Raw genomic sequence first — 13,208 nt, forward strand, 5'->3', positions numbered from 1 at the left:
CCTGACGAGCAAGAAGGATGTGCTCACGAGTTTGAGGCATTGGTCCGTCAGTTGCGGCTACTACTAGAATAGCACCGTCCATCTGAGCAGCACCAGTAACCATGTTCTTAACGTAATCAGCGTGACCAGGACAGTCTACGTGAGCGTAGTGTCTTGAAGCAGTCTGATACTCTACGTGAGAAGTGTTAATAGTGATACCTCTTTCTTTTTCTTCTGGAGCGTTGTCAATAGAAGAGAAATCTCTTAGTTCGGAAAGACCTTGTTTAGCCAATACAGTAGTAATGGCGGCAGTCAATGTAGTTTTTCCATGGTCTACGTGTCCAATCGTACCGATGTTTACGTGCGGCTTGGAACGGTCGAATGTTGCTTTTGCCATGCTTGAAAATCCTCAGTTTAAGTTTAAAGATATATTTAATTTAATTTTGAAGCCGTTAAGAGCCAACGACGGGATTTGAACCCGTGACCCCTTCCTTACCAAGGAAGTACTCTACCCCTGAGCTACGTCGGCTTTTACCCGATGCTTTAAAAGCATTGAGCGGGAGACGAGGCTCGAACCCGCGACCTGCAGCTTGGAAGGCTGCCGCTCTACCAACTGAGCTACTCCCGCTTTTAATCTCTCTGGGATTACTCCCTTGTATTTTGGCCCTGCAAAATTAGAAAAAAATTTTACAATTAGGCAACTATGTGGGGGAAACAGGATTCGAACCTGTGAAGACATAAGTCAACGGATTTACAGTCCGTCCCAGTTGGCCGCTTTGGTATTCCCCCAACTAGATCAACACAGCTATTTTCAAGTCATCTCTGTGTTAACGGATGGCAAAATTATGGGCTTTTCACAAAGTTTCAAAGCATCAAAAATATTTTTAAAAAGATTTTCTGAAAATATCCTTCAACATGCTTAAAATCAATGCATTAATTTTCATCATTTAATGTCTGAAGAAAATATTCGAAGTAATTTTTGATCTGTTCATTGCTTTCAAGTGCTGCTATCCGATTCATTTCCTCCAAAATCTCAGGTTCATCTGCAAAACTCAACAATCCCTGAAACGCCCCGAGACGCACAAAGACTTGTGGACTATTCTCCATTTGATTCAAAAGATACTTCGTCGCTTCTTCTTTTCCCTCCTCAGGATGATACACAAAATATTCACTGTAATACCCCAAGAAGTAATATAACCCCTCCCCGCTTAGGTAAGGCAGCTTAGACTGAAACCAATCTCCTTTTCCTGAAATATTTTGATTAAGGTAATACTCAGCAAGAGGGACCAAAATCCTGTAATTATTTTCTTGCTCAAAGCGCTCCATGAATTGAGGATCAAGGGGGCTATTGACCGCTAAATTCATTGCCATCAATGCAGAACTAGCCACCAAATAGGACGAATCATTAGCCATACGGGTAAATGTATTCAAATATTTATCTGGATTAAATGAACCTAGAACATCTATAGCACCTGCCCGCACCGAATTTTCAGGATCATTTTCAGATAACTCATACACCTTATTTTCCAAACCTACCTCTTCAATCCATTCAGGGTTCTGCTGTAATATTTGAAGACAAAGCTCACGGATGCTCCAAAAAGAATCTTCTAATCCTTTCTCTAATAAAGGCTGGAGTAGGGTATTTTCTTCCCGTGCCAGCAAGGAATCCAAAGCCTCGTAACGGGCAATTCCCAATTGGGATTCTTGGAATTGGCGAACATAGAATGAAGAGGGATAACTCGTACTGATTTTACTCAATAGATTTTTTCCTTCCTCAAAATACAATTGGGAAATAGGCCTTTCATTTTCTAGGGCAAATTGTTGGTATGCCTTTTCTAAAACAAAGCGCTTCTTTCTTCGCTCCTCTCCTTCATACCAGCTAACTTCAAATGGCAATCGATACAGGGGTGAATTTTCTAAATCCTGGATTTGCCGTACAGAAATCAACAGGTTTTCAGGTTGGGAATAATCCACTTCCACCATTAGCTCCGGATGGCCCTTATCTAAAAACCACTGATTGAAAAACCAATTCAAATCCTCTCCACTGACTTTTTCAAAGGCTAATCTTAAATTGTGGACTTCAACACTTTGAAGGGCATTTTCCTCGAGATAAAAAGTAAGTCCATTAAAAAACAACTCATCTCCCAAATACTGGCGAAGCATGTGCAAAATCAATCCCCCCTTGGAATAGGAATGCGCATCAAACATGTCCCCATCCGCATCTTGATAGTAAAAGCGGATCAAATCGACTTGTTTGGTTTGAGCCTCTTGAAAATAGGTCTCTGCCTCGACTGCTAATTTCAGTTTTGCCTCATCTTGACCATACTTGTATTCATTCCATAAATACTCACTGTAGTTAGCAAATGCCTCATTCAATGTGAGATTCGACCAAGACTCTGCAGTTACATAATCACCAAACCATTGATGAAACAACTCGTGCGCGATAATGTAATCCCATTCCGAATCGATAGCTTCCCGTTCAGTCAACCTCAATTCCTCCATAAAAATCGAGGCCGTTGTATTTTCCATGGCACCTGAAACGAAATCCCGAACAACGATCTGATCATATTTTGGCCAAGGGAATTTGATTTGAAGGATTTTTTCAAAATATTCAATCATTTCAGGAGTATTCTGAAAAACTTTCGCCGCCCCTTTCCCATAGCCTTTTTCTACATAATAATTAACTGAAAGTCCATTGTAGTCATCCTTCACTCGGTCAAAATCGCCAATGGCTACGGCCGCTAAATAAGGTGCATGGGGAATATCCATTCGCCAAGTATCTTTCCTTAGCCCATTTTCCAAAGGTGCCTGTTTGATCAAAACGCCGTTACTGACGGTAGTTAAGCTATCAGCCACGGTCAAATGGATGGTTTGCGTAAAACGCTCATTGGGCTGATCAATAGTCGGAAACCATTTACTGTTGTATTCAGTCTCCCCTTGCGTCCAAATCATGGTTGGCTTTCCCGGAAGGGTATCTAGAGGGTCTATGAAATATAAACCCTTTGTATCTGTAATGGCCAGATTATCAGAACCGGAATTTCGCTCTGGAAAAGCAGTGTATTTCATCCGGATTTTGAAGGTGTCTTTGGGGTTGAGTTCTTTGGGTAAATAAATAAACAACTGCTTGAAATCGTAGCGATAGTTCACCACGGTCTCTTCATCTCCGTGCAAAAAATAAATTCGGCCTGGCTCAAAATCTTTTGCATCTAAAATTAACTCCCGTTGTTTTTTAGCGAATGGCTTAATTTGCAAGATGGCTTCTCCCAAAGCCGTCTGATTTTGATAATCAAAGGATAAATCCAACTCAGTATCCAAAATATCAAAACGCCTTGTGGAGGCTGATCGGTAAGCCGTCAGCTCATATTCTTTTTGGGCAGCTAGCCTGGCCAAGCGAATCGAATCACTTTTTGCTTTTTCAGATGAAATTTCAGAAACAACAATAGCAGCGTCATCCGAATCAGTCTCTATTAATTCTTGGGAACTTTTACAGGAGAATAATCCGATCAAAAGACCGAACACCCCGAAAAGTGTATTCTTTCCCAAAATATTCTTTGGCATCGTGTTCAATTATTGGATATTTGACAAATCTTATCCGAAATCATCAAATTTCAGGATTGAAAGCTCAAAATAGCAGGAATGTTTTCAGTTATCATTAAGGAAAAAAGCTTTTCGGTAGAAAAAACCGACAAAGGCACCCAAGTCTCAGGGAAAACATTGAGCTGGGACCTTCAACCCATCGACTCTAAAAGGTTTCACTTGATCAATGGCAGCCAATCTATGGAAGCGGAATTGGTCAGCATAGACCGAGAATCAAAAACCCTTCAGATCAGGCTGAACAAAAAGGTGGTTTCTGTTTCATTAAAAGACCGATTCGATTTATTGCTGGAGGAAATGGGGATGGAAGATCAGGGATCAGCAAATGTTCAGGACATCAAAGCTCCTATGCCGGGGTTGATTTTGGATCTGAAAGTCAAGCCGGGAGATGAGGTGAAAAAAGGAGACGTGGTACTTATATTGGAAGCTATGAAAATGGAAAACATCATCAAATCTCCAGGTGATGGCATTGTGTCTGACGTGAAAGTCAGCCTAAAACAAAGTGTAGAAAAAAACCAGGTATTGATTACCTTCTAAGCACCCCGTCATCTAAAAGCTAAAAAATGATTAAGATTGTCAGGGATAGAATTTATATTTGTCGAAATTTTTTTCGATGGCTAGTCGATTCCAAGATTGAAAATATCTAACCAAATGAAATACAAAAGAATCCTCCTTAAACTAAGCGGAGAGGCCTTGATGGGCGAAAAAAGCTACGGTATTGATCCAAATCGCCTGCAACAGTACACCCAAGAGATCAAGAAAGTTAAAGAGATGGGTGTCGAAATAGCCATCGTGATCGGAGGAGGAAATATCTTCAGAGGAGTTCAAGCCGAAAAATCAGGAATTGATCGTGTACAAGGCGATTATATGGGGATGTTGGCAACATTGATCAATGCCATGGCCCTTCAAAGTGCCTTGGAACAGGCTGGTTTATACACTCGCCTGATGTCCGGAATCAAAGTAGAAAGCGTCTGTGAACCGTTCATCAGAAGAAGAGCGATTCGTCACCTTGAAAAAGGAAGAATCGTGATTTTTGGTGCGGGTATCGGCAATCCTTATTTCACGACGGACTCTACTGCCAGTCTTAGGGCTATCGAAATTGAGGCAGATGTTGTATTGAAAGGAACTCGAGTGGACGGAGTCTACACTGCAGATCCGGAAAAAGACAAATCCGCAACTAAATACCACACCATTTCATTCAATGAAGTGTATGAAAAAAATCTAAATGTCATGGACATGACGGCATTTACACTTTGCCAGGAAAACAATTTGCCTATCATTGTATTTGACATGAATAAAGCCGGGAACCTTAGCAAACTTGTAGAAGGTGAAGAAATCGGTACGCTAATCACATCAATCTAAGCAATCTCATGGAAGAAATAGAACTTTACTTAGACGACGCAAAAGAACAAATGCAAAAAGCAGTGGATCATACCGCTGCCGAATTGGTGAAAATCCGAGCCGGAAAGGCTATGCCCAATTTGATGGATGGCATCATGGTTCCTTATTATGGCACCCCTACTCCTATTAATCAGGTATCTTCTATTACAACGCCTGATGCTAGAACCTTAGCCATCAAACCTTATGAGCGCAACTTGATTTCAGAAATCGAAAAAGCCATTATCAATTCCGATCTTGGATTAGCTCCTCAAAACAACGGAGAGATTATAATTTTGACCATACCTGCATTAACTGAAGAAAGACGAGTTACCCTTGTCAAGCAGGCAAAACACGAGTGTGAAAATGGTAAAATTTCTGTAAGGACAGTCCGAAAGGACACCAATGACTCCCTGAAAAAACTTCAAAAAGACGGTGCTTCAGAGGATGAGGTCAAAAGAGCAGAAGAAAAAGTTCAAAAATTGACAGATCAGTACATCTCTAAAATCGACGAGCTTCTTGCTAAAAAAGAAGCAGAGATCATGAAAGTCTGATCTATAACTATCATTCCAATAAAAGGCCACTTGATGTGGCCTTTTTTATTTAATTGATAGTAACGAATGTTGCAATCCCAAACCTGACCCCACCTCGAAGGTATTTTCGATTTTCAAAGCCTGCTCCGAATTCTACCCGGAACAGTCTGAAAAGATTATCCAAAGAATACCCTACCTCCACATAATGCGGAGAATTTTCAGTCTTCAAGTAATTCAGAAAAATATTCTCCTGAACACCTGAAAATCTCAACATAGGTAATTGCGTGAATAGAAATTTTCGGAATTGATAATGAAAAATTCCGGAAACGTAGGAACTACTCGTGCTGTATTTATAATAATCCATGAATCGGTAATTGGAAGCAGGACCAAAATTGGAAAAGATGGTTCGATTTCCACCAAAGTGCTGAAAATCTGGAAAGTACACCTGATTTGAATTTAGGAAAACACCTCCTGTAATATTAAAATCTAATTTCCCGCTTATCCCGAAGGTATAATCGTGCTCAATACCGATTCGTAAATGATCGAAGTCCGCTGCAAAATCTTGTTGCGTCATCAGGCTAGGAAACGCTTTAATATAATCTACCTTGATCAATGGGGCCCGATCGGAAATCGGATATTTTCTTCCATTTCGAATACCATACTTTATACCAGGTCTCCATTCTATTCCCAATTGGAGTTTCGCAATTTGATGATCGTGAAATGAAGCATTTCCTGCTTCCACATTTTCTGGCTGATTGGAAGAGTAAACCCTTTCTGGCTTATTGTACCAACTATAGTTCGATTGATTAAAAAGTTGTCGACGATCCGCGAGAGTTACATTCACTCGATAAGTCAAGGAATAATCTACCCGATGTGCCCAGAAAAATCTAGCAAAACTTTGTTCATAAAGCTTCATGTAGTTTTGCCTGAAAAGAAGAGAATACAAGGCATTAACCTGTTCATTTATCGGCTCTTCTCCATTAAACTGGTAAATATACCGACCTCCTTCCAGTCCATAGGAATAGCCGGAAGTTGGTTTGGTGGTAGACCATCGAATAGTAGTTGTCCCATAAAAGCGCTTACTTGAAAACCCGTACCGCAACTCGGGTTCAATATTGAAACTCTTTCGGATGGTATTCACACTATCAGCAAGCTTGATTACTTTTTGTTTACGATAGAACATCCCCAATCCTACTTTCCAACCCTCTACTGTATTGAAGGAAAGCTTGGTTAAATTTTGCTCAAAACCTACAGACACCCCATTTCCGAAGTAGTAATTATCCCCAAAAAGGAAATCAAGAGGCTTATATTTTTCTCGGGCTTTTTGAGCTACTGAGTCCACATCACTCATTTTGGCAGCTTCAATGACTGCTAGACTATCATCTCTTTCATATCCTTGAATCTCTTTTGCAGTAAGCGGAACAGGCCGGATACTATCCCAATAACTCAAATCCCGTTTTTTAGCCAAGCTATCAATGCTATAGTTTCGCTCAGTCACAACTTCCGGTTCTTTTTGTTCTTTGAGCATTTCTTTCTCATACTCATTCAGAAGTTTTCGGTATTCCTTTCTTGTTTTAGGTTCTTCACTGTTCAATTTCTCTAGAGTAGACAACGCTGACTCACTTACTTGCTCAGTTTGCTGAACTGGCACATCCTCTATTTTTTCATCAATAAGTATGGGTGTATGTGCCAAGTCCGGATTCAGTGTTACTTCATAGTCCCGGGTAGAAGCCAGATATTTGAATTCCCCAGCAAATCCAAAAAATTTCCCTGAAAATCGATAGGTATGTGTGAATGGCATCCAAACGTTATCCGCAACCGGCGCATATTGCTGCATGGCTTCTATTTGAAAGCCCAATAAGGACGTTTTCAAATCGAGACTATGAATAGCCCACAAATCCTCTATTATATAAATATACCCATCAAAAACTCGTTCTCCCTTTGATCTAGGTATGACTCGGATTTTACTGACCATTACCCCGTCATCAAAAAAGCTTCCTTCATATCGAAAACGGTAATATTGAAAGGCCGCTCGGGACAAAGGAGAAATGATCTCATTGATCTTTTCTTGGTAAAAACTGGTCTGAATGTATGGAGCTGGTGAAGTATTTTGATTTTCCCCATTCGTTCGAATAGAAATTACTCGCTCCTCTATTTTATCAGGTAAGGAAAATTTAATTCTTGAAACGGATTCCGAGGTGTAGGCCTCGTTGAGATTCAAACCTTCTTTCTCAAGGGTTTTCTTCATGAAAAATGGAGCATCAGTCAATTGGCCGGTACCTTTTAGATATACGGTCATTTCATATTCCTGAAGCTGAAGCCGATGATACTTAGCTTTTGCAATGGCTTTCCGCATAATCGTCAAAGCTGGGTCTTCAGCTCCAGCTTTTACTTCAACTTGCTCCAAGGTGTAAACTTGTGGCTCGAGTTGTACATCAAAAGTTGTCCATTCATCCCCCTTTACAATAAGAGTTTCTATTCTGGATTTATAACCCAAAAACTGGAAATAGACATCATAAATCCCTTCGGCTAATTTGATTTCATAATACCCCTCAACATTAGTCGGAACTCCATCCCCAAGATTTCGAATAAATACCGAAGCAAAGGGAAGCGCTTCGCCGTCATTTGAACTGACCGTACCTCGAATCCCTTGAGAGAATCCTAAAAAAGGACTTACCATGAAGGTTAAAGTCAAAAAAAGAATTGGAAGAGTATATCTCATTATAGTATTTCAAAAACCCTTATCAAATGATTGTTAAAAAGCTTACGACTAAAGTCTATTATTGTTGGAATAAAACACTTTGTCTAAAGAAGTATTCATATTTGAAGTAACAAATAACTATTTAAAGACTTTTATGCATTTTAATTTTTTTAATAAACGGGAGTACTTTTTAAAATTTTTTAAAAATGTTTTCCAATGCTCTAGAAGCGTATTTCACCAAGATGGCAAATTTTCAAATTTTTAATAAAAATTCGATTTTTTAATTTTTAATAAAAGGAAAACGTTTTCCATTAATTTTTTTTCACAAAATGAGAGAATTAAATACTGATTAAGCAAAATAAACTTTGTTCCTTTAATTAGCATGAATTCGATATGGATCGAGTGCAATTCTTAAATATTGCAAAATCAAAAAATAAACAACACATTAGTTTCGAAATTAAGTACTCATACCTATTTCGCTTTTTACTAACAAAAAACTCTATGAGAAATTATTTACAAAAGTTCAAAACATTGGCTCTTGCCTTGACACTCCTGTTTGGAGTCTCGATCATGACCAATGCGCAAAACAGAACCATTACAGGTACAGTCCTGGATGCTTCTTTGGGAGACCCTGTTCCCGGTGCCACCGTTTTAATTAAAGGTACCACGAGGGGTGTCGCAACAGATTTGGATGGAAAGTTTACACTTGAAATTCAGCCTGGCGATCAAATTTTAGTGATTTCCTTTGTTGGCTACCTGACTCAAGAGGTAGAGATTGGAAACCAAAGTACTTTTACTGTTAACCTAGAAGAAGATATCCAAAGCTTGGAAGAAGCAGTGGTTATCGGTTATGGTTCTCAAGACAAAAAAGAAATTACATCTGCAGTTGTAGGTGTAAAACCTGAAGATTTCAACCGAGGTAACGTTTCCAACCCTGCTCAGTTGCTTCAAGGAAAAGTAGCTGGTCTATCTATCACAAGACCAGGTGGTAACCCAAACAACGGATTTAATATCCGATTGAGAGGTCTTTCTACCTTCGGCGCCAACTCTTCTCCTCTAATCGTATTGGATGGAGTAATTGGTGCTTCCTTAGAAAACGTAGACCCGAATGACATTCAGTCCATCGATGTATTGAAAGATGGTTCTGCCGCTGCGATTTACGGTGCTAGAGGTTCTTCCGGTGTAATCTTGATTACTACAACTCGTTCTGGTAAGAAAGACGGCAATGTAAACGTGACCATCAACTCTTTCGCTACTATGGATCAGGCTACTAATTTAATCCCTGTGCTTTCTGCAGAAGAATTCGTAGCTCGAGGTGGTACAGACTTCGGAAGTAACACTGATTGGAGAGAAGAATTGATTAGCGATGCATTCTCTTACACAACTAATGCTAGTATCTCTGGTGGATTCCAAAATACCAGTTATATGGCATCGGTTAACTACCGAGACAACCAAGGTATCGTTGACGGAACCAACAACCAAAGATTAAATACTCGAATCAACCTTTCTCAAGGTGCTTTGGACAACAAATTGAGATTCAATGTAAACTTGTCCTTCACCAATGTTGATTCTGAGTCTATCAATGACGCTGCATTTAGATATGCGACTATTTACAACCCTACTGCACCTGTATTCGAAAATACTGAATCTGCTCAGGAGCGATTTGGAGGTTATTTCCAAAGAGACTTGTTTGACTTCTACAATCCTGTAGCCTTGGCGAAGCAGCAGCAGTTTATCGGTGAGACAAAAACTGCCTTGACTTCCTATAGAGTAGAATATGACTTCCTTCCAAACTTGACTTGGTCAGCTCAGTATTCTCAGGATAGAAGAAACACTATTTCTGGTGGATTCTGGTCAAGACAAGATTTCCAAGTTGGTTTCGGTGCCAGTGGATCTGCTGAGCGAAATGCTTTTGACAGAGACCAAAAAATCTTCGAAACAACATTGCGTTTTGAAACAGATCTTTCCGACGGTTTGAATATGACCTTGTTAGGTGGTCTTGGATTCCAGAAAACCAAAAATGAAGGCTTTGGCGCTAGAGTTCGTCAATACCTATTTGACTTGGGATGGAATAATTTGGGTGCTGGTGCAATCCGTTTAGGAGCAAATACCAACTTGTACTCTTTTGCTAACGAAGATCAATTGAACTCTGCTTTCGGTAGAGCAAACTTCAACTACAACAACTGGTTGTTCTTATCTGCTTCCGTAAGGGCTGAAACCTATTCTGGATTCGGTGAAAATAATCAAACTGGTATCTTCCCTGCAGTGTCTATTGGTTCTGACTTCACTCAGATTTTTGACATGGGAATTTTTGACCAGTTCAAGCCAAGAGTTTCTTACGGTGTGACTGGTAACCTTCCTCCATCTCCAACCCTAGCTTTGGGTGTATTTGGAAATGGTAACAGAATTGATCTTGATGGCGATCCATTGACAACCAATGACATCTTTGTAGGTATCGTTCAAAACTCAAACCCTAATAAGGATTTGAAATGGGAAACCAAAAAAGAATTCAACATTGGTATCGACTTCGGATTACTAGACGGATTACTTTCTGGTAGCGTAGATTATTACACTAGAAACATCTCTGATCTATTGTTTAATGTGCCAGTAGCTACCGGCGCTCCAAACCCATTTGACCCTGGAAGATTTAATACTGCATCTTCTACATGGGTTAACTTGGCAGACTTGAGAAATGCTGGTTTCGAATTCGCAATTTCCGCTAACAGACTGGGCAAAGGTTCTTTGAAGTGGACTCCATCTTTCAACTTTACCATTTATCAGAAAACACAAATTGAAAGCTTGTCTGCTGGTGAGCTAGGATTTGACGAATTGCGTTTTGCAACTCCAGGATCGCCAGGTCAGAACAACAATCCAATTATCTACAACCGAGTAGGTCAAACTTTGGGTGACTTCTATGGTCCAAGATTGTTGGGTATCTCCGAAGGTGGTGAATACATCCTTTCTACTACCGATCCAAATGAATTTGAAAGATTGGGTAACGGTCTTCCAAAAGGTGAATTCGGTTTCGCTAACAACTTGGAGTGGGGTCAGTGGAACTTGAGCTTCTTCTTCCGAGGCGCTTGGGGTCATGACTTGTACAACTCTTATAGAGGTTTCTACGAAAATGCTGATGGTGCTTCCAACACTTGGAACTCCGTAATCACTGACAAGACTCCAACTAATCCTTTGATCACCTCAACCCCAACTTTCAATAGTTCTTATATTGAGGATGCATCATTCATCCGATTGGATAACATGGAATTGGGATATAATTTCAAAACCAATTCCCCTAATCTAAGTTCTTTTAGAGTGTACTTTGCTGCGCAAAACCTCTTCACCATCACTAACTACACAGGTATCGATCCTGAAGTTAGAATCAATGACTCTGAGAATGGTGATGGATTTACCACTTCACTTTCTCCAGGTATTGAGCGTAGAAATACGTATTTTCAAACTAGATCCTTCACTTTGGGTCTAACCGTAAACTTTAAGTAATCAATCAAATAACAGAGATATGTTAAAATCAATTAGAAAAACCTTTCTGTTGATCCCCGTGGTCTTTTTATTGGGATCCTGTTGGGAGTTGGAGCAGGAGGTACTCGATGGGGTGACTCCTGAGGATGTGGCGAATAGTAATAACCCACAGTTGATTGATGTTTTGAAAGCTTCAGCCTATTCCCGAATCGTGGGTAGCTGGGGTGGACACAACAGTATTTGGTCTATCAATGAAGTGTCTTCTGACGAGATGGCAATTCCACAAAAAGGTGCTGACTGGGAAGATGGTGGTCTTTGGTTAAGAGCACACAGACACACTTGGGCACCCTCTGATGAGGCATTCAACAACTCGTGGAACTATTGCTACACAGCTATCGGTGAAATCAACAACTTGATGATTTCCTTCCCTGACGTAGCAGCATTGAATGCTGAATTAAGAGTTTTGAGAGCTCTTGTTTACCTATGGCTAATCGATAACTGGGGAAATGTTCCAATCATTACTGAAACATCTTCCGGTGGTAACCCAACCAACAATTCTCGTCAGGAAGTATTCGACTTTATCGAGAGCTCAATACTAGAAAATGTAGACTTACTTCCAAAAGAAGACACCAAGTCTACCATGAACTATTACTCTGCTCATGCGATTTTGGCTAAATTGTATCTGAATGCTGAGGTGTATACAGGTACACCACGATGGGCTGATGCGGAAGCTGCTGCTGATGTAGTCATTAGCGGTCCTTATTCTTTGTCATCTAACTTCTTCAGCAACTTTGCTACTAGAAACGGAGGATCTACCGAGAATATCTTGACCCTTCCTTATGACGAAAATAATGCTGGTGGTTTCAACTTGGCTCAAATGACTCTTCATTACTTAAGCCAAAACACCTACAATTTGCAAGAGCAGCCTTGGAATGGATATGCTTCTTTGGAAGAATTCTACAACAAGTTCGATGACAATGATGTTAGAAAGTCTGCCTTCATCGTTGGTCCTCAGTTTGCTGCTGATGGTACCCGATTGAGAGATATCTCTGCAGAAGCAGATGATCCAGATGGTGAGCCATTGACTTTCACTCCAGAAATCAATATGCTTGCTCCGAATGCCTTCCGTCAAGCTGGTGCTCGAGTAGGAAAGTTTGAATTTGCTTCTGGTGCTGCATCAAGCTTGAGCAATGACTATCCATTATTCCGATTGGCTGAGATGTACCTTACAAAAGGTGAGGCTGCATTCCGTCAAGGAAAAACTGATGTGGCTCTAGCTGCAATCAATATGGTTAGAGAAAGAGCTGGAATGCCTGCATTTACAAGCTTGACTTTAGAAGACATCTATGATGAGCGTGGTCGCGAAATGTTTGCTGAAGCTTCTAGAAGAACTGACCAAATCCGTTTTGGAACTTGGAATGATCCATGGTGGGAAAAAGGACAATCTGAACCATTCAGAGCATTGTTCCCAATTCCATTGCAGCAAATCAATGCTAACCCTAATTTGACTCAAAACCCAGGTTATTAATCATATAATATCCTGATAGTAA

General features: G+C 40.2%; 8 protein-coding genes and 3 tRNA genes. 5 read left to right on the plus strand and 6 right to left on the minus strand.

Annotated features, from left to right (window positions below):
• The 5 genes from HWE15_RS01300 to HWE15_RS01320 all read right to left on the minus strand — a co-directional run.
• On the minus strand, positions 1-376 hold a 376-nt coding region (locus tag HWE15_RS01300; protein WP_290505691.1), incomplete at its 3' end, for a GTP-binding protein.
• Between the two features lie 60 nt (positions 377-436).
• Positions 437-508, minus strand: a tRNA-Thr gene (locus tag HWE15_RS01305).
• Between the two features lie 26 nt (positions 509-534).
• Positions 535-607: transfer RNA gene (locus tag HWE15_RS01310), tRNA-Gly, on the minus strand.
• A gap of 78 nt (positions 608-685) precedes the next feature.
• Positions 686-768 (minus strand) — tRNA-Tyr (locus HWE15_RS01315).
• Between the two features lie 144 nt (positions 769-912).
• Positions 913-3,537 carry a M1 family metallopeptidase gene (locus HWE15_RS01320; protein ID WP_290505692.1) on the minus strand — a complete coding sequence of 875 codons (2,625 nt, stop codon included), beginning with the start codon at positions 3,535-3,537 and terminating at the stop codon, positions 913-915.
• Between the two features lie 78 nt (positions 3,538-3,615).
• Here HWE15_RS01320 and HWE15_RS01325 point away from each other — a divergent pair, with 78 nt between their 5' ends.
• The 3 genes from HWE15_RS01325 to frr all read left to right on the plus strand — a co-directional run bounded on the left by HWE15_RS01325 (position 3,616) and on the right by frr (position 5,504).
• Positions 3,616-4,110 (plus strand): biotin/lipoyl-containing protein, encoded by a 495-nt coding sequence (locus tag HWE15_RS01325; RefSeq protein ID WP_290505693.1) that lies wholly within the window; start codon positions 3,616-3,618, stop codon positions 4,108-4,110.
• A 114-nt stretch (positions 4,111-4,224) separates the two neighbouring features.
• Complete coding sequence (gene pyrH / locus HWE15_RS01330) at positions 4,225-4,935, plus strand: UMP kinase (RefSeq protein ID WP_290505694.1); 711 nt, start codon at positions 4,225-4,227, stop codon at positions 4,933-4,935.
• Between the two features lie 8 nt (positions 4,936-4,943).
• Positions 4,944-5,504: a ribosome recycling factor gene (gene frr, locus HWE15_RS01335; protein ID WP_290505695.1), complete on the plus strand. Its 561-nt coding sequence runs from the start codon at positions 4,944-4,946 to the stop codon at positions 5,502-5,504.
• Positions 5,505-5,553: 49 nt separating this feature from the next.
• Here frr and HWE15_RS01340 read toward each other — a convergent pair whose 3' ends face one another.
• Positions 5,554-8,205 (minus strand): DUF5686 and carboxypeptidase regulatory-like domain-containing protein, encoded by a 2,652-nt coding sequence (locus HWE15_RS01340; RefSeq protein WP_290505696.1) that lies wholly within the window; start codon positions 8,203-8,205, stop codon positions 5,554-5,556.
• Positions 8,206-8,685: 480 nt separating this feature from the next.
• Between HWE15_RS01340 and HWE15_RS01345 the strand changes: the two genes are divergently transcribed.
• Positions 8,686-11,679: a SusC/RagA family TonB-linked outer membrane protein gene (locus HWE15_RS01345; protein ID WP_290505697.1), complete on the plus strand. Its 2,994-nt coding sequence runs from the start codon at positions 8,686-8,688 to the stop codon at positions 11,677-11,679.
• A gap of 19 nt (positions 11,680-11,698) precedes the next feature.
• Positions 11,699-13,186, plus strand: coding sequence for a RagB/SusD family nutrient uptake outer membrane protein (locus tag HWE15_RS01350; protein ID WP_290505698.1), 1,488 nt, complete (start codon positions 11,699-11,701; stop codon positions 13,184-13,186).
• The last annotated feature ends 22 nt before the right edge of the window (positions 13,187-13,208 follow it).

This window comes from Algoriphagus sp., from assembly GCF_013373065.1.
Taxonomy (GTDB): Bacteria; Bacteroidota; Bacteroidia; order Cytophagales; family Cyclobacteriaceae; genus Algoriphagus.

Coding starts and splice junctions, on each gene's coding strand:
- HWE15_RS01350 (WP_290505698.1), top strand. CDS start 11,699: ATGTTAAAATCAATTAGAAAAACCTTTCTGTTGATCCCCGTGGTCTTT.
- HWE15_RS01340 (WP_290505696.1), bottom strand. CDS start 8,205: ATGAGATATACTCTTCCAATTCTTTTTTTGACTTTAACCTTCATGGTA.
- pyrH (WP_290505694.1), top strand. CDS start 4,225: ATGAAATACAAAAGAATCCTCCTTAAACTAAGCGGAGAGGCCTTGATG.
- HWE15_RS01325 (WP_290505693.1), top strand. CDS start 3,616: ATGTTTTCAGTTATCATTAAGGAAAAAAGCTTTTCGGTAGAAAAAACC.
- HWE15_RS01345 (WP_290505697.1), top strand. CDS start 8,686: ATGAGAAATTATTTACAAAAGTTCAAAACATTGGCTCTTGCCTTGACA.
- HWE15_RS01320 (WP_290505692.1), bottom strand. CDS start 3,537: ATGCCAAAGAATATTTTGGGAAAGAATACACTTTTCGGGGTGTTCGGT.
- frr (WP_290505695.1), top strand. CDS start 4,944: ATGGAAGAAATAGAACTTTACTTAGACGACGCAAAAGAACAAATGCAA.